Annotated in this window: 22 protein-coding genes; 9 read left to right on the forward strand and 13 right to left on the reverse strand. The window is 68.2% G+C overall.

Annotation, left to right across the window (positions count from 1 at the left end; genetic code table 11):
* Positions 1-184: 184 nt before the first annotated feature.
* The 3 genes from AC5WS7_RS31800 to AC5WS7_RS31810 form a co-directional block, all read right to left on the reverse strand.
* Positions 185-2,704, reverse strand: a complete 2,520-nt coding sequence (locus AC5WS7_RS31800) for an ABC transporter permease (protein WP_495958294.1) — start codon at positions 2,702-2,704, stop codon at positions 185-187.
* Positions 2,704-3,471, reverse strand: a complete 768-nt coding sequence (locus AC5WS7_RS31805) for an ABC transporter ATP-binding protein (protein ID WP_495958295.1) — start codon at positions 3,469-3,471, stop codon at positions 2,704-2,706. Before AC5WS7_RS31805 ends, AC5WS7_RS31800 begins: the two co-directional genes overlap by 1 nt.
* Positions 3,472-3,549: 78 nt before the next feature.
* Positions 3,550-4,764, reverse strand: coding sequence for a serine/threonine-protein kinase (locus AC5WS7_RS31810; RefSeq protein WP_495958296.1), 1,215 nt, complete (start codon positions 4,762-4,764; stop codon positions 3,550-3,552).
* Positions 4,765-5,033: 269 nt separating this feature from the next.
* Here AC5WS7_RS31810 and AC5WS7_RS31815 point away from each other — a divergent pair, with 269 nt between their 5' ends.
* From AC5WS7_RS31815 to AC5WS7_RS31830, 4 genes are all read left to right on the forward strand, one after another.
* Complete coding sequence (locus AC5WS7_RS31815; protein WP_495958297.1) at positions 5,034-5,804, forward strand: deoxyribonuclease IV; 771 nt, start codon at positions 5,034-5,036, stop codon at positions 5,802-5,804.
* Positions 5,805-5,902: 98 nt separating this feature from the next.
* On the forward strand, positions 5,903-6,856 hold the full coding sequence (locus AC5WS7_RS31820; protein ID WP_495958298.1) for a TauD/TfdA dioxygenase family protein: 954 nt from the start codon (positions 5,903-5,905) through the stop codon (positions 6,854-6,856).
* Positions 6,857-6,982: 126 nt separating this feature from the next.
* The gene (locus AC5WS7_RS31825) at positions 6,983-7,573 is read left to right on the forward strand and encodes a hypothetical protein (protein ID WP_495958299.1); all 591 of its coding nucleotides are present in this window, start codon (positions 6,983-6,985) and stop codon (positions 7,571-7,573) included.
* Positions 7,574-7,604: 31 nt separating this feature from the next.
* Positions 7,605-8,816, forward strand: coding sequence for a CaiB/BaiF CoA transferase family protein (locus AC5WS7_RS31830; protein ID WP_495958300.1), 1,212 nt, complete (start codon positions 7,605-7,607; stop codon positions 8,814-8,816).
* Positions 8,817-8,837: 21 nt separating this feature from the next.
* On the opposite strand, the gene AC5WS7_RS31835 is transcribed toward AC5WS7_RS31830, so the two are convergent.
* Together AC5WS7_RS31835 and AC5WS7_RS31840 are read right to left on the reverse strand one after the other, a co-directional pair.
* Positions 8,838-9,188: a cupin domain-containing protein gene (locus tag AC5WS7_RS31835; protein ID WP_495958301.1), complete on the reverse strand. Its 351-nt coding sequence runs from the start codon at positions 9,186-9,188 to the stop codon at positions 8,838-8,840.
* Between the two features lie 298 nt (positions 9,189-9,486).
* Positions 9,487-10,212: a TetR/AcrR family transcriptional regulator gene (locus AC5WS7_RS31840; protein WP_495958302.1), complete on the reverse strand. Its 726-nt coding sequence runs from the start codon at positions 10,210-10,212 to the stop codon at positions 9,487-9,489.
* A gap of 60 nt (positions 10,213-10,272) precedes the next feature.
* Here AC5WS7_RS31840 and AC5WS7_RS31845 point away from each other — a divergent pair, with 60 nt between their 5' ends.
* A complete protein-coding gene (locus tag AC5WS7_RS31845) occupies positions 10,273-11,937 on the forward strand; it encodes an FAD-dependent monooxygenase (protein WP_495958303.1) in 1,665 nt (554 codons plus the stop codon).
* 118 nt (positions 11,938-12,055) lie between these two features.
* Here the strand turns inward: AC5WS7_RS31845 and AC5WS7_RS31850 are convergent, their stop codons facing one another.
* Entirely contained in the window at positions 12,056-12,307 is a 252-nt protein-coding gene (locus AC5WS7_RS31850) for a hypothetical protein (protein WP_495958304.1), read from the reverse strand.
* A gap of 291 nt (positions 12,308-12,598) precedes the next feature.
* Between AC5WS7_RS31850 and AC5WS7_RS31855 the strand changes: the two genes are divergently transcribed.
* A complete protein-coding gene (locus AC5WS7_RS31855; protein ID WP_495958305.1) occupies positions 12,599-13,117 on the forward strand; it encodes a hypothetical protein in 519 nt (172 codons plus the stop codon).
* 28 nt (positions 13,118-13,145) lie between these two features.
* Here AC5WS7_RS31855 and AC5WS7_RS31860 read toward each other — a convergent pair whose 3' ends face one another.
* Together AC5WS7_RS31860 and AC5WS7_RS31865 are read right to left on the reverse strand one after the other, a co-directional pair.
* A complete protein-coding gene (locus AC5WS7_RS31860; protein ID WP_495958306.1) occupies positions 13,146-14,267 on the reverse strand; it encodes an acyl-CoA dehydrogenase family protein in 1,122 nt (373 codons plus the stop codon).
* Positions 14,268-14,276: 9 nt separating this feature from the next.
* Positions 14,277-15,449, reverse strand: coding sequence for an acyl-CoA dehydrogenase family protein (locus AC5WS7_RS31865; RefSeq protein WP_495958307.1), 1,173 nt, complete (start codon positions 15,447-15,449; stop codon positions 14,277-14,279).
* Positions 15,450-15,676: 227 nt separating this feature from the next.
* Here AC5WS7_RS31865 and AC5WS7_RS31870 point away from each other — a divergent pair, with 227 nt between their 5' ends.
* A complete protein-coding gene (locus AC5WS7_RS31870) occupies positions 15,677-16,405 on the forward strand; it encodes a hypothetical protein (protein ID WP_495958308.1) in 729 nt (242 codons plus the stop codon).
* A gap of 244 nt (positions 16,406-16,649) precedes the next feature.
* Here AC5WS7_RS31870 and AC5WS7_RS31875 read toward each other — a convergent pair whose 3' ends face one another.
* A complete protein-coding gene (locus AC5WS7_RS31875) occupies positions 16,650-18,437 on the reverse strand; it encodes a DEAD/DEAH box helicase (protein WP_495958309.1) in 1,788 nt (595 codons plus the stop codon).
* 62 nt (positions 18,438-18,499) lie between these two features.
* On the opposite strand from AC5WS7_RS31875, the gene AC5WS7_RS31880 reads away from it, so the two are divergent.
* A complete protein-coding gene (locus tag AC5WS7_RS31880; protein ID WP_495958310.1) occupies positions 18,500-19,390 on the forward strand; it encodes a carbon-nitrogen hydrolase family protein in 891 nt (296 codons plus the stop codon).
* An 8-nt stretch (positions 19,391-19,398) separates the two neighbouring features.
* Complete coding sequence (locus AC5WS7_RS31885) at positions 19,399-20,097, forward strand: phosphoribosyltransferase (protein WP_495958311.1); 699 nt, start codon at positions 19,399-19,401, stop codon at positions 20,095-20,097.
* Here AC5WS7_RS31885 and AC5WS7_RS31890 read toward each other — a convergent pair.
* From AC5WS7_RS31890 to AC5WS7_RS31905, 4 genes are read right to left on the reverse strand one after another with little or no spacing between them, the layout of a single operon-like run.
* A complete protein-coding gene (locus AC5WS7_RS31890) occupies positions 20,041-20,799 on the reverse strand; it encodes an ESX secretion-associated protein EspG (protein ID WP_495958312.1) in 759 nt (252 codons plus the stop codon). The two genes, AC5WS7_RS31885 and AC5WS7_RS31890, sit on opposite strands and share 57 nt — an antisense overlap.
* Positions 20,800-20,844: 45 nt before the next feature.
* On the reverse strand, positions 20,845-22,176 hold the full coding sequence (locus AC5WS7_RS31895; RefSeq protein ID WP_495958313.1) for a WXG100 family type VII secretion target: 1,332 nt from the start codon (positions 22,174-22,176) through the stop codon (positions 20,845-20,847).
* Positions 22,169-22,579 (reverse strand): hypothetical protein, encoded by a 411-nt coding sequence (locus AC5WS7_RS31900; RefSeq protein ID WP_495958314.1) that lies wholly within the window; start codon positions 22,577-22,579, stop codon positions 22,169-22,171. Before AC5WS7_RS31900 ends, AC5WS7_RS31895 begins: the two co-directional genes overlap by 8 nt.
* 19 nt (positions 22,580-22,598) lie before the next feature.
* Entirely contained in the window at positions 22,599-23,234 is a 636-nt protein-coding gene (locus AC5WS7_RS31905) for an alpha/beta hydrolase (protein WP_495958315.1), read from the reverse strand.
* Positions 23,235-23,468: the final 234 nt, after the last annotated feature.

Consider the following 23,468-nt stretch of genomic DNA (forward strand, 5'->3'; position numbering starts at 1 on the left):
GCGTCATCCCACCCGGCACGCCGACAGCCCCTCGACTCGGACCGCAGGTACCACCGACGTCACGGTGCGCCGCCGCGTCCGGCGTTCGGACGAACGAACTCGCCCGGGCCGCGACCAGTCCAGGAAGCGTACGCATGCAACAGGGTCACGGCGCACCGCACTACCCCGGACCGGCCCGCCGCGCTCACAGATCGGCGATGGCGGCCAGGGGCGGAGTGCGCGCAGCACGGATTCCCGGCCACACGGCGGCCAGTACACCGACGATCCCGGAGCCGACCAGCATGAGCACGATCTGAATCCACGGCACGGTGATCGTGCTGATGCCCAGGTCGCTCAGTGTCCGCAGGAATCCGACGCCGAGCCCGAGCCCGAGCACCACGCCCACGAGCGCACCGAACACCGCGATCAGCATCGACTCCAGATAGATGCTGCGGCGAACCTGCGGCCGTTGCATGCCGACCGCACGCAGCATGCCGATCTCGCGACGGCGTTCGACCACCGACAGCGCGAGCGTGTTGACGATGCCGAGCACCGCGATCACCACCGCCAGAGCCAGCAGCCCGTACAGGATCGCGAGCATGGTGTCGATCTGCCTGCCCTCTGTGCCCTTGAATTCGTCCCGGTTCTCCACCTGCACCACGACGTACTGCTCGGTCGCCTTCACCAGGTTCTGCCGCATGAGCGACAGGTCCGCACCCGGAGCGGCGGTGATCAGCACGACCACATCGGAGCGGAACGCGACGGGCATCACCTGGTCGTACAGCGCCGGCGGCACCACCATGGACCCCAGCAGCTGGGTGTCCTTGTAGATTCCGGAAACCGTGACGGTGAACTTCTTGTTGTCCATACTGGTCAACTGGACCTGTTCACCGGCGTGCCAATTGCGTTTCCCGGCTTCGGTTTCCGAGACCTGGATATCGTTGTCGCCGAGTGTGTAACCGCCGCTGCGGATCTCGTAGTTCAGCACCCGACTCATCGGCGCGTCGGGCGAGACGCCGTACACCGCGTCCTCGCCGAGCTTCATCTGCACACCGCGGAAGGCGACCACATCCCGCACTCCCGCAACCGATCTCGCGGCCGGTCCCGCGCCGACGGGCACGCCGATCAACTGCGGCCCGGTCAGTATGTAGTCCGCCTTGACGCCCCGGTCGACCACATCGCTCACACTCGCCTTCGCCGAGGAGCCGAGCATGCCGATCGCCGAGACCAGCATCAGCCCGAGGGTCAGGGCGAAGGCGGTCGCGGCGGTGCGCCGCGGATTGCGCACCGCGTTGTTGCGCGCCATATGCCCGATCGGCCCGAACGGCCGCACCAGCACACCCAGCGCCGCGAGCACCGGCCGCGACAACGACGGCGAGGCGAACAGCACCGCGAAAATCAGTGCCGCGGCGCCGATTCCGACCGTCAGCGCGGCATTCCCGCCGGTGTGGCGGGCTCCGAGAACGACCAGTACCATGCCGAGCACCGCCAGCACGACGCCGATGCCCGTACGCAGCCGCAGCGAATCGCCGATCGAGGCGAACTCCTCGCGCATGGCCTCGACCGGCGGAATCTTGGCCGCCCGGCGCGCGGGAGCATAGGCGCTGCCCACCGTCACCACCAGGCCGATGCCCAGCGCCGCGAGCACGGTGCGCGGCTGCACCTGCATCGCCCCGGTCGGCAGCCCCAGATCGAAGGCGTTGAGCAGCCCGGACAGGCCGAACGCCAGCGCGATGCCGCAGGCCAGGCCCAGTGCGCTGCCGATCAATCCGATGATCGCCGCCTCGGCCACCACCGACAGTCCCACCTGCCGTCTGCTCGCACCCACGGCGCGCAGCAGCGCCAGTTCGCGCAGCCGCTGCGCCACGATCATCGAGAAGGTGTTGTAGATGATGAACGTGCCCACCAGCAGCGCGATCGCACCGAAGGCGAGCAGGAAGTAGTTCACGAATTTGAGCGCGTTGCCGACCTGGGCCTTCAGATCCGCCCGCACCTGATCGCCGTCGAGCACCTTGTAGTCCGGCAGGACCCGGGAAAGCCTGTCGCGCACGGTATCCGCCGCGACACCCGGCGACGCGGCCACGTCGACATAGCCCACATGCTGTCCGTCGGTGAACAACTCGCGCGCTTGCGCGTCGTCGAACAGCACTTGGATGAATCCGCCGGAATCGGAAGCCACGGTGTAGATCCCGCTGACGGTCACCACGATATTGCCCTTGGCCGGCACGAGGATTTCGGTGCGATCCCCGACCGACAGCCCGGCGCGTTGCGCCCCACCGGAATTGATCGCGATCTGCCCGGGTTGGGTGGGCGCGGCGCCCGCGACCATCTTCGGCGGATCCGCGACGGCCTTGGCCGGCGGCAGATACGACTGCCCGAGACTCGGCGCACCACCGGTCTGCACGGCGTGACCGTCCTTCAGCAGTACGATCGGCCCCTGCACCGCGGGGGCGACCGCGCGGACGCCCGGGGTGGCGCCGACCTTGTCGACAACGTCGAGCGGAACACCCAGCGACGCGCGTTCCTTGGGTTGCACTCGTACGTCGACGCCCTTGGCCTGATCGGCGAAGATACCGTTGAAGGTGCTCTGCAGGGTATCGGTGAACACGAAAGACCCTGCGATGAAGGCGGTTCCGAGGATCACCGACAGCACGGTGAGCGCGAGGCGTACCTTGTGCGCGGCGAGATTGCGCAAGGCCACCTTGCGCATCGGGCTCCCGGCCATCAGGCGTTCTCCAGCTTCTTCATCCGGTCCAGCACGGATTCGGCTGTGGGATCACGCAATTCGTCGACTATGCGACCGTCGGCCAGGAAGATCACCCGGTCGGCATAGGATGCGGCGTGCGGCTCGTGGGTGACGATGACGACCGTCTGCCCGAATTCGTCGACCGCCGCGCGCAGGATCGACAGCACCTCCCCGGAGGAGCGCGAGTCCAGATTTCCGGTGGGCTCGTCGCCGAAGATGATGTCGGGTTTCCCGGCCAGCGCGCGGGCGCACGCCACCCGCTGCTGCTGCCCGCCGGACAGTTCGCTGGGCCGGTGGTCGAGCCGGTCGTTCAGGCCCAGGCGTTCGATCACCGTGTCCAGCCAGTCCTGATCGGCGCGACGGCCGGCGATATCCAGCGGCAACGTGATGTTCTCCAATGCCGTCAGCGTCGGCACCAGGTTGAAAGCCTGGAATACGAACCCGATTCGGTCCCGGCGCAGTGCGGTCATCTCCTTGTCCGAGAGCCCGGTCAGGTCGGTTCCGCCGATGCGCACCGCGCCGGTGGTGGCCGCGTCGAGCCCGGCCAGGCAGTGCATCAGGGTGGATTTGCCCGAACCCGAAGGGCCCATGATGGCGGTGAACTCACCCGCGGCGAATTCCGCGCTCACCCCGTCCAGGGCACGGACCTGGGTATCTCCCGTTCCGTACAGCTTGACCAGGTCGGTGGCGCGGGCCGCGATCGAGGTATCGGCAGTGGTCTCGGTGCCCAGGGCATCGGCAGTCATGCCCTCCAGTGTTGCGTGAGCGGCACCTGCGCGCCATCGGGAATACCCCCCAATACTTCGGAGGTAGGCCGAACCGGCTCAGCCCAGCGAACCGATGATCGCCAGCACGACCAGCAGGATGATCACCGCACCGACGATGATCCCGATGATCAGGCCGGTATTCGATTTGCGCTGCTGCGGCATCTGCGCGGGTTGATATCCGTAGCCGGTCTGCTGCGGGTACGGCGAATTCTGCGGATACATCGGTTGCGGAGGCGGCGTCGCCGCGCGCACCGACATCGGCATGGGGGCCGGCCCCGCGGTCGGCATCGGCCCGGCGTTGGGCATCCCGATACCGGTGCGCGGTGGCGCCACCGGATTTCCGGGGCCGGTCCCGGTGAGGCCCATCTGCGGGCCGACGGTCTGCATCCCCGGCCCGGTGAACTGCCGCGGCGGCGTCACCGGCACCGCGGGGGAACTGGGCACGGCGAGGGCGCGGCGAGCCGCGGCGGCGAATTCCGCGCACGAGGCGAAACGATCGTCCGGGCGCTTGGCCATGGCCTTGGCCAGCACGGAGTCCATGCTCGGCGGGAGACCGGGCCGGACCTTGCTCAGCGGCGGCGCGGGCTCCTGCAGATGTCCGCGGATCACCGCGGCGGGGTTAGACGCGGCGAACGGACCGGTACCGGTGAACAACCAGAACAGACTGCACGCCAGCGAGTACTGATCCGCCCGGCCGTCCAGGTCGGCGCCGGTCAGCTGTTCGGGCGAGGCATAGGCCAGCGTCGCGGTGAACGTGCCGGTCTGGGTCAGGTGGCCGCCGTCGTCACGCAACCGGGCGATGCCGAAGTCGGTGAGATAGACCCGCTCCCCCTTACCGCCGGTCGAGCGGGCCAGCAGCATGTTCGCGGGCTTGACGTCGCGGTGCATGACGCCGTTGCCGTGCGCGTAGTCCAACGCCTCGGCGACCTCGCCGATGATCTGTACCGCGCGTTCGGGCGGGAGTCTGGTCGGGTCCACACTGGCCGCGTCGATGCCGTCGATGTACTGCATCGAGATCCACAGCTGACCGTCCTCGAGTCCGCGGTCGTAGACGGTCACGATATTGGGGTGGTCCAACTGGGCGACCAGATCGGCCTCGCGCTCGAAGCGGGCGCGGATCTCCTGATCGGATACCATTTCACGGTTGAGCAGCTTGAGCGCGGTCTTGCGCGGCAGACGGGGATGTTTGGCCAGATAGACCGAACCCATGCCGCCGCGGCCGAGCAGTTGCTCGACGAGATATCCGGCGAAGACCTCACCGTTGGCCACCATGATGTCCGCTCCCACTTCCCGTGCCGCGCACCGGGACCCGCCAGCGCACGGCCGTGTACCGCATGAACTCCGTCGCCGTTACGAGCCGACCACGGGAAACACCGAAACCATAGCAGCCCCGGCGAATCCGCACGGCCCGGCAGCGCGAACCCCGGCGCGGCCGCATCGCACGATTTCGATGCGGGTCGACCGCCCCGGTGGAACCGGCGGAAACGGGCTGTTCCGCGCCCCGGCGGAAGCTGTCGGTGGGTACCGATACGCTCGACCCCATGCGCATTGGAGCACACGTCAGACAGGACAGTGATCCGATCGGCTTCGGCGAGAAACTGGGCGCCGAGGTCATCCAGATGTTCGTGGTGGATCCGCAGAGCTGGGACAAACCCCAGCCGCATCCGCTGGCCGAGCAGATCAAGGCCAGCCCGATCGACGTGGTGGTGCACTCCTCGTATCAGATCAACGTGGCCAGCACCAACAACCGGCTGCGCATGCCCTCGCGGCAAGCGGTGGCGCTGCAGGCGCGGGCGGCGGCCGATCTGGGCGCGTTCGGGCTCGTCGTGCACGGCGGGCACGTGCGCTCGGACGCGGAGATCGAGGCCGGTATCACCAACTGGGGCAAGCTGTTCGAGCGTCAGCGGGACAAGGGCGGTTTCGCGGTGCCCATCCTGATCGAGAACACCGCGGGCGGAAACCACGCCATGGCGCGGTATTTCGACTCCATCGCCAAACTCTGGGACGTCGTCGGCGAGTACGACGCGGGATTCTGCCTGGACACCTGCCACGCCTGGGCGGGCGGCGAGGAGCTCGTCGGCGTGGTGGACCGCATCAAGGCCATCACCGGCCGCATCGATCTGGTCCATCTGAATTCCTCACGCGACGAATTCAATTCGGGTGCGGATCGGCACGCCAATTTCGCCGAGGGCACCATCGACCCGCAACTGCTGGCCGAGGTCTGCCGCACCGCCGGTGCGCCGGTGGTACTGGAGACTCCGGCCGAGGGCGTCGCCGAGGACCTTGCCTACCTACGCGAACATCTGGGCTGAGCCACAGCGTTCGGATCCTGCTGACCGCAAATCTGGTTCGCCTCACCCCGCCGATGATGTGCTGCTCGTGCACCACAGATCCGAGCGAAAGGCTCCTCATGTCCGTCGATCACGCAGTAGAAACCGACACAGCCGTGCAGGTCGTCAAGCTCGGCACCCACATCGGCGCACGCATCGACGGCGTCCGGCTCGGCGGTGAGCTGTCCGCGCCGGCCGTCGAGGCGATCCGCGCGGCGCTCAACGAGCACAAGGTGATCTTCTTCCGCGGTCAGGAGCACCTCACCGAGGACGGCCAGTACGCGTTCGCGGAACTGCTGGGCACCCCGACCACACCGCATCCCACGGTCACCTCCCAGGGCGTCCGTTCGCTGGCCATCGACTCCGACACCGGACGGGCGAACAGCTGGCACACCGACGTGACCTTCGTGGACCGGGTGCCCAAGGCTTCCATTTTGCGCGCGGTCACCCTGCCCAGCTACGGCGGCTCGACCACCTGGGCCTCCACCGTGGCCGCGTACAACTCGCTGCCCGATCCGCTCAAGCGGCTCGCGGAGAGTTTGCGCGCGGTGCACACCAACGCCTACGACTACGCCGCCAGCCACGGATCGGACGCCGAGTCGAAGTACGGTGCGCAGGCCAACGACAAGACGCGCAAGCACCGCGAGGAATTCGTGTCCACCTACTACGAGACCGAACATCCCGTGGTGCGCGTACACCCCGAAACCGGTGAACGAGCCCTGCTGCTGGGACATTTCGTGAAGCACTTCGTGGGCCTGAACAACACCGAATCCCAGGCGCTGTTCCGGTTGTTCCAGGATCGGGTGACCCGGCTCGAGCACACCACCCGCTGGAACTGGTCGCTCGGCGACGTCGCGATCTGGGACAACCGCGCGACCCAGCACTACGCCATCGACGATTACGACGGCGCCGAACATCGCAAACTGACCCGCATCACGCTCGCGGGTGACATCCCGGTCGGTGTCGACGGGAAGACCAGTACGGTGATCGCCGGTAACGCCGAGCACTACTCGGTGGTCGAACAGGCCGCCTGAGTCCGAGGGGCCCCGACGGCCGGGGTCGCAACGGCGAATCCTTATAAGCTGCTGTGACTTTCGGCCGTTTCGGCAATCGCTCGGTAGGCTGGCACGCGGGTCGGGGCCCCAGAGAGGAGTCCTGTCGTGAGTGTCCGCAAGGCCGGAGACGCCACCATCTCGGCCGATCGAATCCGAAGTCGCCGGTTGGCATCTGCCGCTCTGCTCGTGACCCTGCCCACCGCCGCGGTGGCGTTGGCTGTGATCGCACAGGCGCAGACGCCGACAGACGCGACACCCGCCGCGCCACCGCCGATCGTCACCACCACCCCTGCGCTCCCGCCGCCGACGACCGCGCCTCGGCCGCCCGCCGCCGAACCTCCGAAAGTCCCGTCTCCGACGCCGGTGACCCCCACCCCGGCACATACGACTCCCAACCCGCCGCGCACGAGTCCTACCCGGCCGCCGGTCAGCACGCCTCCGGTGAACTGCGGTGTGCCGCCGTGCAGTCCGGACGGCTACGGTGTGGACGGTTTCAACCAATTCGGATACGACCGCTCGGGTTATGACCGTTGGGGCTACGACCGCTCCGGATACGACCGCTTCGGTTACGACCACTCCGGCTACGACCACACCGGACACGACCGCAACGGGCACAGCCGAGACCACACTTCGCCCGCACCGGTTCCTTCCCCGCCGCGTCCGCCACTGCCGTTCACCGGTAGCGCCGGGCTGTAGCGACGCACCCCCAGCTGGTTGAATCAATGCCATGGAGATTCGGCCGCTGGACGGAGTCCGGGTATTGGAGCTGGGCAATTACATCGCGGCGCCGACCGCCGGGCGAATCCTCGGTGATTTCGGCGCCGAGGTGATCAAGGTCGAGCGGCCGAAAACCGGTGACGAGCTACGCAATTGGCGGCTGTACGGCGGGGACACCTCGATGCTGTACCGGACGGTGAACCGGAACAAGAAGTCCATCGCCTTGGATCTGCGGTCCGAGGCGGGCCGGGCGATCGTGCTGGATCTGGTCTCCCGATCCGATGTCCTGCTGGAGAATTTCCGGCCCGGCATGCTGGAGAAGTGGGGACTGGGCCCGCGCGAGTTGAATGCGGCCAATCCGAATCTGATCCTCACCCGGATTTCCGCCTACGGTCAGACCGGTCCGCTGGCACAGCGACCCGGATTCGCGGCGGTGGCCGAGGCCGTGGGCGGTCTGCGCGAACTGGTCGGCGACCCGGATCGGCCGCCGGTGCGGGTAGGCGTGTCCATCGGCGATTCGATCGCCGGGATCTACGCCGCCTTCGGCACCGTGATGGCGTTGTTCCAGCGCGAGCGGTCCGAGGAGACGATTCCGTTGCCGCACCGACTGATCGACGTCGCGCTCAACGAGTCGATCCTGTCGGTGATGGAATCGCTCGTACCCGACTACTACGCGTACGGCATCGCCCGCGAACGGGTCGGCGGGCGGATGGAGGGCATCGCCCCCAGTAACGCCTACCCGTGCTCGGACGGGTTCAGCATCATCATCGGCGGTAACGGCGATGCCATCTTCCAGCGCTATATGCGGGTCATCGAGCGACCCGATCTGGCCGCCGATCCGGAACTGGCCGACAACGCCGGTCGCTGGAGGCATCGCGAACGCCTCGACGCCGCCATCGCCGAATGGACGCGGGCCCGCACTCGCGACGAGGCGCTGGCGATCCTGGAGCAGGCGGGCATTCCGTCCGGCCCGATCTACACCGCGGCCGATATAACCACCGACGCACAATACCTGTCGCGCAACATGATTCAGCACTTTCCGGTGGATGTCGGCGAATCCGAGCCGAAGCAGGTGGGTTTCACCGGCATCGTGCCGGTGATCGGCGAGACGTCGCTGCCCATCCGCAGTGTCGGCCCGGATCTGGGCGAGCACACCCACGAGGTGCTCGCCGGACTGCTGGGCATGTCGGACGAACAGATCCGCGCCTTGGAGGTGGACTGACACCGCGGCGCCACCACTGAATCACTCTGCCGGGAAATCCATTTCCGCATTCTGACCGGGAACCAGCGGGAAGTACGCCAGGAAGGTGACATCCTCGTCCAAGGCGTCGAATCGCGCGATCCGCGCGCCCTGGGGTTCGAAGAACACGTCACCGGGCCCGAGCGTGCGCACCTGCTCACCCTCGATCTGGTACGCCACCCTGCCGGACACGATATTCCCGACCACCGGCCCGTTGTGCACATGCAGCCCCGCCGCGACGCCCGCGGGCATCCGGATCCGGCGCACCTCGATCCGATCCGCCGCGACCACCGGCGACAGTACAGCGGTCAGCTCGATCGTCCGGGTGACCGCGGATAAACCCTGTTCCGACATGGCGCTCAGTCTATTGGCGCGCCACGGAAACGGCCGTGCGCGGGAAGCGGGAAGCGCCCAGACCGCCTCCGCCAGGCAGCTTCCTCGGCAGGGCACCCGGGCAGGCGCTTCGCTCGGCGCACAGTTTCGCCCCTGATCGACCGGTACCACCGGTGCCTTACCGCGCGACGCCCATTCGTCCCGAGGGGGCCGCACCAGGCAGACGAGCCACGCCGAATGTGCCAGTGCCATGACCGAATCCGCGCCCATGCCGAAGGCGCTGCCGCCGCCGATCCGCCATCGTGAGCCGGCAGATGCCTCACTCCGGCAGTCCGAGCCGCGTGGTCAGGCCGTCGAGGATGCAGCCCAGGGTCCATTCGACCGGCTCGTCGGGTCCCGCGCCGGTGCGCCCCTGGAACCAGCGGCCGAAGGCCGGGTAACGGCCTTCGGCGAGAATCGGTTCCAGGACTGGGCGGGCGGCGGCGGCCAGTTGGGCCTCGGTGTGCAGACCGACGCGTACGCGCATCCGCTGTTCGTGCGCCAATTGCAATGCGGCACCGAAGAGATGGCCGTCCACCGCGCCGGTGATCAACGATAACTCATCGGCCGTGCGCCCCAGCGGTTCCAGCATCGCGAACCGGAAATCGAAGTAGCGCAGCGCGTTCGGACCCAACGGCGGGCGGGTGTGCACGAGTTCGCCGAACCAGAGATGGCGCTGCAGTACCGCCCAGCTGGCCCGCGCGAGCTGTTCCAGGCCCGAACGCCAGTGCGCCACAGGTTCATCGGGCAGCGGTATCTCACCGTAGACGGCGTCGATCATCAGATCCACCAGACCGTCCTTGCTGCCGACGTAGCGGTACAGCGACATCGGAGTCGACGCGCCCACGGCCGAGGCGACGCGGCGCATGGTCAGCGCCGGCGTGCCCTCGGCATCGGCGATCGCCAGGGCCGCGCGCAGGATGCCCGCGCGGCTCAGGCTGGTCGTCGGTCTTCCGGGCGGTTCGGGCAGGGTCCAGATCAGCGGGCCCGGGGTCTCCTCGGCCATTGCACCTCCTCGAGAATCCGTCCCTTGCCCGGCATTCAACCATTGGTGTACAACGTACATATGATGTACGACGTACACGAACCGCGAGTCCTCATCGTCGGCGGCGGACTCGTCGGCCTCACGGCCGCGCTGTTCCTGCGGTATCACGGTGTGCCGTCGTTGCTGGTGGAGCGGCGCGCGAGCACCTCCCCGCAACCCAAGGCCCGGCGCATCAACATCCGGACCATGGAATTGTTCGACCAGGTCGGCATCGGCGAGGCGGTTCTGGACGCGGCGCGCGATCTGGCCGCGCATCAGGCCATGGCCGCCGGGCCGACGCTGACCCGCGCCGCCCGCCTGCCCTTCACCCTGCCGGGCGGGGTTCCCGACTGGGCGGCCGTCACCCCGTCCACGGCTTGTCTGTGCGCACAGGACCTGCTCGAGCCGACGCTGCGCGCGCTGGCAACCGAACGCGGCTGCGATATCCGCTTCGGCGTCGAATGCGTCGAATTCGCCCAGGACGCAACGGGTGTCGCGGTGACGCTGCGCAGCGCCGACGGAGATGTCCGGCGAATCCGGGTGAGCTATCTGATCGCCGCCGACGGGGCCGCGAGCCCGATCCGGGAACGCCTGGACATCCCGCGCAGTGGCCGCGGCACCCTCGGCCGGGCGGTGAACGTCTATTTCCACGCCGACCTGTCGAATCTGGTGCGGGGCCGCGAATTCAATCTCTGCCAGATCGAGAACGACCGCGTACCAGGCGCATTCATGTCCGTAGACGGCGCGCGACGGTGGATCTTCAGCAGTTCGCACGATATCGACCGGCCGGCGCGGGACTGGCCGCAGGCACTGCGGACCGCGATCGGCGACCCGGCCATCGATGTCGAGGTGGTGAGCGTATTGCCCTGGGAACCAGGGATGTTCGTCGCGGACCGATATCGCGAGGGCAGGATTTTCCTGGCCGGTGACGCCGCCCACGTGATGCCGCCGTATGCTGCCGCGGGCGCGAATACCGGCATCCAGGATGTGCACAACCTCGCCTGGAAGCTGGCCGCGGTCCTGCGCGGTGCAGCCGGGGCGGAACTACTGAATTCCTACCAGGCAGAACGTCATCCGGTCGGTTGGTTCACCGCCGACCAATCCAGCATTCGCGGCGGCGACCTGCGTACCATGGCCCACCGCTCGACCGACGACACACCCCTGGCCGACCCGATCGCCTTGATCCTCGGGCAGCGCTACCCGTCCGGCGCCTTCATCGACGACCACAGCGCGCACACCCTGACCCGACTGGATCTGACCGGACAGCCGGGCACCCGGGTGCCACACCTGTCCCTATCCGACGGCCGCTCCACCCTCGACCTCTCCGGCCCGGGATTCGCACTGCTCACCGGTGCGCGAGGGGGTCCTTGGCAAACGGCGCAACGATCGGTGGCCACACTCGGCGCACACAGCGAAACCGGCTGTCCGGCAACGGATACAACTCATCCCGAGGCATCACGGACCCGAACTCGCGCACCGCGGCGCCACGTGCCGGTGTCGGTGCACACGCTGGACGAAAACTGGTGCGCGGCAGCGGGTATCACCGCCTCCGGTGCGCTGCTGCTACGTCCCGATCAGATCGTCGCGTGGCGCGTCCGGACCGCACCGAAAGATCCCGCGGCGGCACTGGAAGCGGCACTCGACCGAATCCTGGCCGCGCCGCAACAACGCCGAGCGTCAACGGTGCGAGCCGAATCACCGCGATAAGACGGCCGGACGGAATCTGCCCGGTATCGGTGGGCGTGATCCACACACCCACCGATACCGGGCACGTAATTCCTTGTCACCCAGCGGATTTCCCGCGGGCGTTCAGCGAACCGCGCGTTCAGGCCGATCCGTGCGCATCGGCCCTGAGCTTCAACAGCACCAATCCGGCGGTGCTGGCGAGGATCAGACCAGCGACGGTGACCAGGACGCGAAGGTCGACAATGCCCATCACCGCTCCCGCCATGCCGCCTGCGAAGATCACCCAGGCCACGAGGCGCGAGACGATCGCCCAGACCGAGCGCGCGGATTCGGCTGCGGCCGAATCACTCTGGGGCGCCGCGCCCAGGGGGGTCGTCGAGAAAGCTCCCATCACCACTCCTCGATGACGCCGCCGGAGCCGTGAATCTCACGGTATCCCCCGGCATATTGGAGGCGTCTCACGTGTAACTTTGCCCACACGCTACGGCTCCGTTGCAAAATCTCCACCCGACACGCGTACGACACGCCGAAGTTATCGTTTCGTTATCTGACTCGAAATTGTTTTACAATTGGGTCGGTATTTTGCTGTGCGCAGCTTCATCTGGCCCTCGACCCCGGCGCTCGGATAATGTGAGGCCGACTCGAGAACAGACTCGAGAACAGTTCGAGGAGCTAGGCACCAATGCACGGCAGTAGGGCGGAGTCGGGGGATAACGCCGAGGACATCCCGCACCGCCTGACCGCCAAGGTGGCAGGCCCGGCGATCGCCGCGGGCGCAATCTCGTTGGGGCTGGTGCTGATCGGAGCGTGCGGACTCGGGCAGCACGACGTCTACGTCGCACCACCGCCGCTCAGCGCCGACGGCCAGGTCGCCACCGGCACCCGCGCGCCGAGCGCGACCTCCTACGTCGTGGTCATCCCCCCGTCGCCGTCGTGGCACATCGCGGCCAAGACCACACCGCGCAGCACCTCGACGACCTCGCCGTTCCCTTCCTACCCGGCCGATATGCCGACACCTCCGGTCGGGACGACGACGGTGACCACGGATCCGTTCGACGAACAGACCTTCGACCCGCCGTCCTACGTCGCGCCGCCGACGACCACCACCGATCCGTTCGACGAGAGCACGACCACCACGGCGGTGACGACCGATCCGCAGTTCCCACACCACCGGTTGCCGTCCGAGGAGGGCGACAACTGACCGCGGAACGGCCGTCACCGGGGTCGCGCTACAGCTCGACCAGGTCGTAGTCGCCGAGCCGATCGGTCAGTAGCCGCAGATGTTCGAATCCGCCGCCGAACGTGTGCTCGATGGCGGTGAGCCGCGCTGCGTAGTGGCTGACCGGATACTCGGTGGTGATGCCGATACCGCCGTGCATCTGGATCGCCTCCTGGCCGATGTGCCGGGCCGACCGGCTCACCTGCAGGCGAGCCCGGGAGGCCACGGCCGGATCGGGTTCGTCCTCGGTGAGCGACGCGGTGGCGTACAGGCTCATGCTGCGGGCCAGTTCCAGCGAGACGTACATATTCGCCGCACGCTGGGTGAGCGTCTGGAACTTGGACAGCGTGACCCCGAACTGCTTGCGGGTCTTCAGATAATCGGTGGTCAACCGCAACGCCTCGGCCATCGCGCCGACCGACTCCGCGCACAGACTCGCCTGCGCCTGCGCGATCTGCGCCGCGATCGCCGCCGAGGCGTCACCCGGCTCGCCGAGCAATTCGGCCGGAGCCGAGTCGAATTCGATCTGCGCGCCGCGCAGGCCGTCGAAGGTGCGGTACGGCGTGCGGGTCGCGGCATCGGCCGCGACCAGGAACAGCCCGGTGCCGCCGCCGGGCAGCGTCGCGCTGACGACCAGCAGGTCCGCGCAATCGCCGTGCGGCACCGGGTTCTTCACGCCCGTGATCCGGTAGCCGTCACCATCGGCTACCGCGCCGACCGCCGAACCGGTTGCGGGCCAGCGCGTTCCGGGCTCGTCATGAGCGAAGGCGAGAAGCGTTCCGCCGGAGACGACCTCGGGCAGCACCCGGCTGCGCTGTTCGGCGGTACCTACCCGGGCGATCAACCCGCCGGGCAGCAACACCGCATCCAACAGCGGTTCGGGCGCGAGCCGTCGGCCGATCTCCTCCATGACCACCATGGTCTCCACCGGACCGGCGCCCACGCCGCCGTCCTCCTCGCTGAAACTCAGTCCCAGCACGCCCAATTCGGCCAGCTGACCCCACACCTGCCGGCTCCAGCCCAGCTCGGTGTCGAACACCTTCAGCCGGGACTCCGGGTCGTAGCTGCGGGCCAGCAGGTCGCGGACGGTGTCGCGCAGCAGCCCCTGTTCATCGGTGAGTTCGAAATCCATGGCTGCGCCTCACAATCCGAGGATGGTGGAGGCGATGATGGTGCGCTGCACCTCACTCGATCCTCCGTAGATGGTGGTCTTGCGGAAGTTCAGGTAACCCGGGCCGCTGCGCTGTGCCCAATCGGGCGAGGCGATGGCCTCGGCGTCGACCGGCAGCGAGTCCGGGCCCGCGATATCCAGCAGCAGCTCGGTCGCGGCCTGCTGTAGTTCCGAACCACGCAGTTTGAGCACCGATGAGACCGGATTCGGTTTGCCCTCGGCCGAATTGGCCACCACCCGCAGCAGGGTCAGCTCCAGGGCCAGCAGCTCGTTCTCCAGCTCGGCCACCCGCGCGCCGAACACCGGATCCGCGAGCAGCGTGCCCGAGCCGATCTTCGTCTGCGCCGCATACTCTTTCGCGACCGCGAGCTTGACCTTGGTGCGACCGACACCGGTGATACCGGTGCGCTCGTTGCCGAGCAGGAACTTCGCGTAGGTCCAGCCCATGTTCTCCTCGCCGACCAGCTGATCGGCGGGCACCCGGACGTTCTCGAAGAAGACCTCGTTGACCTCGTGATGGCCATCGATCAACTTGATCGGGCGGATCGTCACACCGGGGGTCTTCACATCGAACAGCAGCAGGGAGATGCCGGCCTGTTTCTTGGGCGCGTCCGGATTCGTGCGCACCAGGCAGAAGATCCAGTCGGCGTACTGGGCCAGCGTGGTCCAGATCTTCTGGCCGTTGACGATGTAGGAGTCGCCGTCGCGCACCGCGGTGGTGCGCAGCGAAGCCAGATCCGAACCGGCATCGGGTTCGGAGAAGCCCTGGCACCACCAGATGTCCAGGGCGGCGGTAGGCGGCAGGAAGCGCTCCTTCAGTTCCGGCGAGCCGAACTGGGCGATCACCGGGCCGATCATGTTGGCGTTGAAGGTCAGCGGTTCGGGCACACACGCCAGCTGCATCTCGTCTTCCCAGATGTGACGCTGCAGCGGCGTCCAATCCTTGCCACCCCACTCGGCGGGCCAGTTCGGCACCGCGAGACCGTTTTCGTGCAGGATCTTGTGCGCGGTCACGATATCGTCGCGGGAGAGTTCCCGGCCGTATTTCACCTTGTCCCGGATCTCGGCCGGAATCTCGGTCCGGTAGAACTTGCGCAGTTCATCCCGGAAGGCCACCGCATCGGGTGCCAAAGCAAGTTTCATGGGCGTCTCCCACCGTGTTGGATTTCCGGACTCAAACCTACTCCCCGGTAATCCGGTGCTGTCGGATGGATCACAGCGTGCCCGTTCCTCCCGGGCGCGACGGGAATGCCGGTCCACCCGACTCGACCGGCTGCCAACTGGTAGGTTGCTCCGGAAGCAGGCTGCGGTCGTCCGGCTGACCGGACGGATCCGGCGGCCGACCGGTTCACGATCAAGGAGTTCGACGAGTGAACGGCAGGATCATCGCGCGTCTGGCCGCGGTCGCGGCTTGTGCCGCAATCGGAACCGCGACCGGGCTCGGCACCGCCACCGCCGCGCCGAGTGCTACCGACACCGCGATCGATCACCTCACCACGGCCGTCGGCTCCGATACCGCGGCCCGGAAAGCGGTGCGCACCCTGGCCGAATCCGCGCATCTGCTGACCGCCGCCAAACTCGATCACATCGCGGGCGCGTTCCAGCCGTTCTGGTTCTCCTCGCCCACGTTCGGCTGCCCCGGGAACCCGGTCACCATGACGGTCGCTTCGGGCGTCGCCGGATCCAACGGGGCGAACAACGGTCTGCACGGCGGCTACGGCACGCTGCGTTTCCAGGCCACGCCCGCCACCCCCGGCTATGCCATCGGCTCGGGCCTGAGCGTCGCCTGGCTCAACACCGGCAACGGCCGCAGCGGCGTCAGCCCGCTCGACGATATGACCCAGTACCACTTGCCGGGACTGTCCAAAACGGTCGCGACCGGCCCCGGCACCGTCGTCGCGGTGCTCTGGGGAGGGATGTCCTACCCCGGTGGCACCTGCGTCATCACTCCCACGGTCGGCGCCTTCACCGTCTACAACGCGCCCGCCTCGAACTTCAACGACCCCATTCCCGATCCGACCACTCCGGCGGCCCCCAAGCCCGCCCCGAATCAACCCGTCCCCGGCGGCGTCCCCTCGGGCCCGCACAGCGCCCGCTAGTCCGCGCCCCCACCGCACCAGCTCCGGGTTCACGGGGCGCTCACCGATGACGCCACAGGTCCTCCGCGGACCGAGACGCGATCACCCCCCAACCACCAACCCGAAGCTCACGTCTCCCGACAACAACACGCTGAAGGCGCGAAGCGGTGAACGAGCGGCCGCACCCACCTCCCCAACCGCCGGCCCGACACGCAAGTCTCCCGGCACCCGACGAAACGCTGAAGTCCCGGAGAGGCGGAGGAGTTCAGGCGCGCGGTTTGCGGCGATCGAAGCGCTTGGGTTCGCGCCGCGGTCCGCGAGCCAGCGGACGGTGCCCGGGCGGGCCCTGGTCGAGCTGAAGCTGGATGAGCACGCCGCTGATCCTGGTGCGGCGCAAAGCTTCCAGAGTTTCCGGGGGCAGGTCCGCCGGTAACTCGACGAGGCTGTGATCGGGCCGGATGCTGATGTGACCGAAATCGCTGCGGCGCAGGCCGCCCTCGTTGGCGATGGCGCCGACGATCGCGCCGGGAACAACGCGGTGACGCTTGCCGACGGCGATACGGTAGGTCGCCATATCCGCGCCGGTGCTGCGATGTTTGCTCGGCCCGGCCTGACGGCGGTCCTCGCGCTCGTCGAAGTTGCGCGGAACCCGTTCGCGCCGTTGCCTTTCCGGCTCCGGCTCGGCTTCCATGAAGAAGTTGTCGCCGTCGTTCGAGCCGACCGCCAGCGCGGCGGCGATATCGACCAGCGGGATGTTGTGCTCGGCCTCGTAGTCCTCGATGAGCTTGCGGAACAACGCCAGATTGTCCGAGGAGAGATTCTCGGTGATGGCGTCCTGGAATTTCACCACCCGCTGCGCGTTCACATCGTCCACGCTGGGCAGCTGCATCTCGGTCAGCGGCTGACGGGTGGCGCGCTCGATCGCGTCGAGCAGACGGCGTTCGCGCGGCGCGACGAACAGCAGCGCCTCACCCGTGCGGCCGGCCCGGCCGGTGCGCCCGATCCGGTGCACATAGGACTCGGTGTCGTGCGGGATGTCGTAGTTGAGCACATGCGAGATGCGGTCCACATCCAGCCCGCGCGCGGCCACATCGGTGGCGACCAGAATGTCGACCGCACCGGACTTGAGCTGCCCGATGGTGCGCTCGCGCTGATTCTGCGCGATGTCGCCGTTGATCGCGGCGGCCGAGTAGCCGCGTGAACGCAGCTTCTCGGCCAGCTCCTCGGTGGCCTGCTTGGTGCGCACGAAGATGATCATCGCCTCGAAGGATTCGACCTCGAGGATCCGGGTGAGCGCGTCGAGCTTGCGCTGATAGGACACGTGCACCCAACGCTGGGTGATGTTGCTGGCGGTGGTGGTCTTGGCCTTGACCGTGATCTCCACCGGGTCGTGCAGATACTGCTTGGAGATCTTGCGGATCGCGCTCGGCATGGTCGCCGAGAACAGCGCGACCTGCTTTTCGGCGGGTGTATCACGCAGGATGCGCTCCACATCCTCCTGGAAGCCCATCTTCAGCATCTCATCGGCCTCGTCGAGCACCAGATACTGCAGCTGCGACAGATCCAGCGTGCCGCGCTCGAGGTGATCGATGACCCGGCCGGGCGTACCGACGACGACCTGCGCGCCGCGCCGCAGCCCCGACAGCTGCACCGCGTAGTTCTGCCCGCCGTAGATCGGCAGCACATGCACGCTCGGCAGATGCGCGGAGTAGCGGCCGAACGCCTCGGCCACCTGGATCGCCAGCTCGCGGGTCGGGGCCAGGACCAGCGCGCGCGGGCTCTTGGAAGGGCGGCCCTCGGTACTGGCCAGACCCATCAGGATCGGGATGGCGAAGGCGGCCGTCTTACCGGTGCCGGTCTGCGCCAGGCCCACCACGTCGGCCCCCGCGATGAGCGGGGGAATCGTGGCGGCCTGGATCGGCGACGGCGACTCGTAGCCGACGTCGGCGATGGCCGACAGAATGCGGTCATCGATGCCGAGATCGGCGAAGGACGGGTCGGCGGCGTCCCTCTCGTCGGACCGGGAATCGCTGTCGACCTCTGAGGTATTCATTGACCAGCAGTTTACTGCGTGCTGGTGGTCACCCCGACCATCGGGCCAATACGGTGAGACGTATGCAACCGCAGCAGCCGCCTGTCACCGTCACCGCCGCGAGCCCTTCGACGCGGCCGACCAGCAGCTCCGACGCCTCGCCGCCCCCGAAGGCCCTGGACGTCGCGGTGGTGCAGTTCGATCCCTACACCGACAAGGACGCCAATCTGGTGATGCTGCGCGACCACGTGCGCGCGGCCGCCGAACGCGGCGCGCGGGTCGTGGTCGCCCCGGAGTATTCGATGTTCGCGGTGACCCGGCTCGATCAGCGCGTGATCGAGGCGGCCGAACCGCTCACCGGGCACTATGTCACCGGTCTGCGCGGGCTGGCCGCCGAATTCGGGGTGCACCTCGTCGCCGGCGTGGTGGAGACGGGCGGACCGTCCGGTCTGGTCTACAACACGCTGGTCGCCGCCGCGCCCGACGCCGAATTCGCGGCCGTCTACCGCAAGGTTCATCTCTACGACGCTTTCGGCTTCCGCGAGTCGGACATCGTGCTGCCCGGCCCGATCACCACACCGGCGACCTTCACCGCGGACGGCGTCGTCTTCGGCCTGCAGACCTGTTTCGATCTGCGTTTCCCGGAGGGTTTCCGGCGCCTGGCCGCCGCCGGTGCGCAGGTGTTACTCCTTCCCGCCCAATGGATCCCGGGACCGGACAAGGTCGAGCAGTGGTCGACGCTGCTGCGCGCACGGGCCATCGAGAACACCGCCTACGTCGCGGCCGCCGACCATGCCGCGCCGCGGGGTGCGGGCTGGTCGATGATCGTCGATCCGACGGGCATGGTGCTCGCCGAACTCGGCGAGGGCACCGGCATCGCCACCGCTCGCATCGAACCCGATCACCTGAACAAGGTCCGGACCTCGAATCCGAGTCTGGCGCTGCGGCGGTTCGGTGTCGGCGAACTAGACTGACAGGCACCATGATCTATCCCGATCGGATTGCTGCCGGTCGCTCGCTGGGTGGGTCGCTGATGCACCTGCGAGCGTCGAACCCGCTGGTGCTGGGATTGCCGCGAGGCGGAGTCCTGGTCGCGGCGGGCGTGCACGCGGTAATCGGCGGCCAGGTCGACATCCTGCTCGTCCGCAAGCTCGGGGTACCGTGGCAGTCGGAGCTGGCGATGGGCGCGATCGGCGAGGGCGGGGCGCGGGTGATCAACGAGGACGTCATCCGCCAGACCGGCGTCGGCCCCGATCAACTCGCCGCGGTCGAGGACGAGGAACGTGCGGAACTCGCACGGCGGCAACGGATTCTGCGCGGCGGACAGCCACGCATAGCATTGACCGACCGCTCGGTGGTGATCGTCGACGACGGGATGGCCACGGGCGCGACGGTCGCGGTCGCCTGCCGGGTCGCCGAAGTCTGCGCGCCGCAACGGCTGACCGTGGCCGTGCCGGTTTCCTCGGTCGAGGCGCTGCGCCGCGTCGGCGAACTGGCCGACGAGCTCATCTGCCCGCTGGTCCCCCGCGTTCTGGGCGGCGTCGGCGGGGCGTACCGGGATTTCCACCAACTCTCCGACGAGGAAGTCGTCGACCTGCTGCGCGACTCGGCCGGGCCGGACGCATCACCAGACTCCGGCCTCGGCGACGACGCGTTCGGCCGCGGTGAGCATCGGCCGTAGCGCGGCGGTGAACTCCTGCGCGGTCGCCGGGACGATATCGACCTCGGTGCGGGTGTGCACGGTGTAGCGGCCGTCGCCGACCACATCGATCCAGCACAGCACGCCCAGCGGGCGCACATCGCCGTTACCGCGGCGCGCGGAGACGATGATCTGACCGATCCCGTCGCGGGGCTGTTTGAGCAGGCGGCGGATGCGGGCCGGGGCGGACGGACCGGAGACCGGAACCGTGACCAGATCGCGGCTGTCCTCACGGACGCGGCCCACCGGGGCGGTATACCGCGGCCCGGTGCCCGCGACGTTCTCGGGTAGCATCGAGATGACCCGGGGCGCAAGGGATTTCGCATTACCTACGAACAAGCGGATATCCGAGCCGCGGTCCGGTGTCACGCCCGCGCGCTGCGCGGCCACCACGGTGACGTGTCCGGAGCCCGCGCCGAGCACCCGCACCGGCATCGCGTCCGGCTCCGGCCCCTGCCTGCCGAAGACCTCGACCCGGACATCGGGGCGGGCCAACACCCGCAACGCCGCTTCCAGATCGGGATCCAGTGTGCGCGAACACCATTCGTTCAGCTCCGGCAGTTGTGCGGTGCGTTCGCCGCTGTCCCGGGCGGAGAGTCGGACGGCGAGCGGATAGGGGATCCGGTCGCCGTCGGTGCGCTCCCAGGCCAGTGCGAACTGGTCGGGTGTGAGCGTCCATTTCACCGGCGGCGGCCCACCGTACACTCGATTCCCGACCCGGCCGCCGGCTCAGTCCTCATCGTCGAGCCACTCGCCGACGACCGGCGGCGTAGTCGGATCCAGCTGCCCGACCAGGTCGGTCTCGGGCTCGGCGGGCTCGAGGTAGGTCGGATCGTCGAAGTCCGGGTAGTAGTCCTCGTCGTCCTCGTACTCGTCCTCCGGGGAACGCCGTGGCGGAGCCGCGACGGTGTTGCCCGGGCGGGTGCTGTCGCCCATGGCGAACGCGCCGCCGGCGAGCCCGCCGACGATTCCGGCGCCCATCCCGGACGACACGTCGCCACCGCCGGAACCGTCACTGCCGCCTGAACTCTCGGCCCCGTCCTTGTGTTTGCCATCGCTGTCGGCGCTCTGCGGCTTCGTGGACGTGTTCTGCGGCTTGGTCGAGGCACTCCGCGGCTTCGCGGCGGCCGGGGCGGGCGCCACTGCGGGAACGGCCGCCGATGCGCTGGGCGCGATCCGGTCAGCTTGCGGCGCAATGGCATTCGCCGGAGTCGCCGTGGACGCCGACGGTACGGCCGCGGGCGTGGTGGACGCGGAGGCGGCCGCCGGGCTGGTCACCGAGGCCGGTGTCACCGCCGCGCCGGCATCGGTGCGAACCTGGCCGGGCTGGGCCGCATGCGGCTGGGACGGCTGATGGATCGTCGGATCCGACTGTGTCCCGGCAACTTTCGAACTCGGCGCGGGCGAGGTGGCCGGGCTCGCGGTATCGACGCCGGCGCCGGGGGCGGTGACGCCGGGTTGCGGGGTGGTCTGCTGCTGAGCCGGATACATGCCGCCGACGGGAAAACCCGGCACATTGTTCCCGGTGGGGATGAAGGCCCCGACGTAGACCGAATTCATCACCCGCACGACATCCAGACGGACGTTCTCCGCCATCTTCTGCGTTTCGGCATTCACGGTGGCGTGCTTGGGATCCAGCAGTGCGGCATCGAGATCCATGGAGACCGAAACCGGGTGCGAAACCGAGGAGCGCAGCGTCTCGGCTGCGTCATTGGCCTGTCCGAGACGCTGCCCGACTTCGGACATCACATCGGCCAGATTCTGTCCCAGCGATTCGAAGGCCCGCACGGCATCGGCGGCCAATTGTGCCGCGCTCCCGCGCCAGCCGTCGGCGATGGCCGCGCGAATCTCGGCATGCGCCTGCTGTACCGCGTCGCTCATCGCGCTGCCCGAACTCTGCCAGGTCCGGCGGCCCGCGGTGAGCACCTCCGGGTCCAGCGCCATGACGCCGCGGTAGATCTCGTCGTAGGTGAGGTGGTCGAAGACCTCGACGTTCGGCGCGTAATCCGGGTCCGCGTGCGAGGTTTCGACCGTGGTGCCGTCGCCGCTGATCTTATGCATGGCCCGCACCCACCACATCGCTGTTGGTCTTGCCGATCGCCGCGGCGATATCGGCGTCGTGCTGGGTGTAGGCCGCGCCCGCGACGCGCAGCGTCTGCGCGAGTTGGCGGGCCGCGTCGGCGTACTGGCGCAGATGTTCGAGTGCGTCGGTGGCCTTGCCCTCGAATCCACGCCGCAGCGAGGCACCGGATTCGAAACCGCCGAAGCCGGGCAGCGCGGTGGCCGCGTGCAGCACCTTCATCTGCTGTTCCACCTGCTCGGCGAGGGTTTCGTAGCGACGCGCACAGCGTTCGTGGACGCCCTCGGTGACCAGTACCCCGTCCATCCACAGTTCACCGTCGTCGACCGCTTGCGTCAGGGCTGCCACATCACTGCGCAGGTCCCCGGTCTCTTGTGATTGCACCGGTCCCCCTTTCTCGAACTCACTCCGCAGGTATGCGCTCCGCGTTCGCGACCACACCCTGTATCCACTCGGCGATGTCGGCGGTGACCCGCACGTGCACCGGTTCGTGGAGCAAATCGTGCCCGGCGTCGGTGTACTCGCGCAACCCTACAGATTGTTGACGCCCGGTCCAGTCGCGAATCGGATCGATGGGTGCGCGACGATCGTCGACGCCGTGCAGCGCCAGAACCGGTAGTCCTTCGCGCACAAGCGCATCGGGAGTCGCGGCGCGGGCGGGTGTGCCGGTGAGCACGAGCCCGGCGCAATCGGGCAGTGCGGGAAGCGCGGCCAGAGCGGTCGCCGCGCCGAGCGAGTGCCCGGCCGCGAGCATCGGCACATCGGGCAGTTCGGAGCGCAGGAGGGCGGCCAGCCGCAGCGCGTCGGCGGCGAGTTCGCCGATCGTGCCGGGGGCGGCCGGATCGCCCTCGCTCAATCCCTGCCCGGAGGTGTCCAGTCCCCACACCTCGATGCGCTGTGCGCCCAGTGCGCGGGCGAATCGGTGATAGTGCCCGGTGTGCTGCCCCGAGCCGGGCAGCCACTCCAGTGCGGCCAGCGGTTGCCGCACCGGCCAGCGCCGATAGTGCAGCCGCCCGCGCGCGCCTTCGAAAAACGGCATGCCGCAATCCTTTCACCGGCCGTGCCTTTGCGCGCCGCACCCCCTGCACCTGCGCCACAGCCCATCCGACCACGCGCGATGGGCCGCGTCCCATACACTCGGTTCGGGCCAACCGTCACGCGGGGGTGGGGGCCGGTCCCCTCGGCTGGCTGCGTTTCACTTCACGTGACGACACGCGCCGCGTACGCCACGCCGTGCGACCTCGAATGATTACGCTGTTGCGCGACTCGGCAC

Source organism: Nocardia sp. PLKS1-43, assembly GCF_059510335.1.

Coding starts and splice junctions, on each gene's coding strand:
- AC5WS7_RS31800 (WP_495958294.1), bottom strand. CDS start 2,704: ATGGCCGGGAGCCCGATGCGCAAGGTGGCCTTGCGCAATCTCGCCGCG.
- AC5WS7_RS31805 (WP_495958295.1), bottom strand. CDS start 3,471: ATGACTGCCGATGCCCTGGGCACCGAGACCACTGCCGATACCTCGATC.
- AC5WS7_RS31810 (WP_495958296.1), bottom strand. CDS start 4,764: ATGGTGGCCAACGGTGAGGTCTTCGCCGGATATCTCGTCGAGCAACTG.
- AC5WS7_RS31815 (WP_495958297.1), top strand. CDS start 5,034: ATGCGCATTGGAGCACACGTCAGACAGGACAGTGATCCGATCGGCTTC.
- AC5WS7_RS31820 (WP_495958298.1), top strand. CDS start 5,903: ATGTCCGTCGATCACGCAGTAGAAACCGACACAGCCGTGCAGGTCGTC.
- AC5WS7_RS31830 (WP_495958300.1), top strand. CDS start 7,605: ATGGAGATTCGGCCGCTGGACGGAGTCCGGGTATTGGAGCTGGGCAAT.
- AC5WS7_RS31835 (WP_495958301.1), bottom strand. CDS start 9,188: ATGTCGGAACAGGGTTTATCCGCGGTCACCCGGACGATCGAGCTGACC.
- AC5WS7_RS31840 (WP_495958302.1), bottom strand. CDS start 10,212: ATGGCCGAGGAGACCCCGGGCCCGCTGATCTGGACCCTGCCCGAACCG.
- AC5WS7_RS31845 (WP_495958303.1), top strand. CDS start 10,273: ATGATGTACGACGTACACGAACCGCGAGTCCTCATCGTCGGCGGCGGA.
- AC5WS7_RS31850 (WP_495958304.1), bottom strand. CDS start 12,307: ATGGGAGCTTTCTCGACGACCCCCCTGGGCGCGGCGCCCCAGAGTGAT.
- AC5WS7_RS31855 (WP_495958305.1), top strand. CDS start 12,599: ATGCACGGCAGTAGGGCGGAGTCGGGGGATAACGCCGAGGACATCCCG.
- AC5WS7_RS31860 (WP_495958306.1), bottom strand. CDS start 14,267: ATGGATTTCGAACTCACCGATGAACAGGGGCTGCTGCGCGACACCGTC.
- AC5WS7_RS31865 (WP_495958307.1), bottom strand. CDS start 15,449: ATGAAACTTGCTTTGGCACCCGATGCGGTGGCCTTCCGGGATGAACTG.
- AC5WS7_RS31875 (WP_495958309.1), bottom strand. CDS start 18,437: ATGAATACCTCAGAGGTCGACAGCGATTCCCGGTCCGACGAGAGGGAC.
- AC5WS7_RS31880 (WP_495958310.1), top strand. CDS start 18,500: ATGCAACCGCAGCAGCCGCCTGTCACCGTCACCGCCGCGAGCCCTTCG.
- AC5WS7_RS31885 (WP_495958311.1), top strand. CDS start 19,399: ATGATCTATCCCGATCGGATTGCTGCCGGTCGCTCGCTGGGTGGGTCG.
- AC5WS7_RS31895 (WP_495958313.1), bottom strand. CDS start 22,176: ATGCATAAGATCAGCGGCGACGGCACCACGGTCGAAACCTCGCACGCG.
- AC5WS7_RS31905 (WP_495958315.1), bottom strand. CDS start 23,234: ATGCCGTTTTTCGAAGGCGCGCGCGGGCGGCTGCACTATCGGCGCTGG.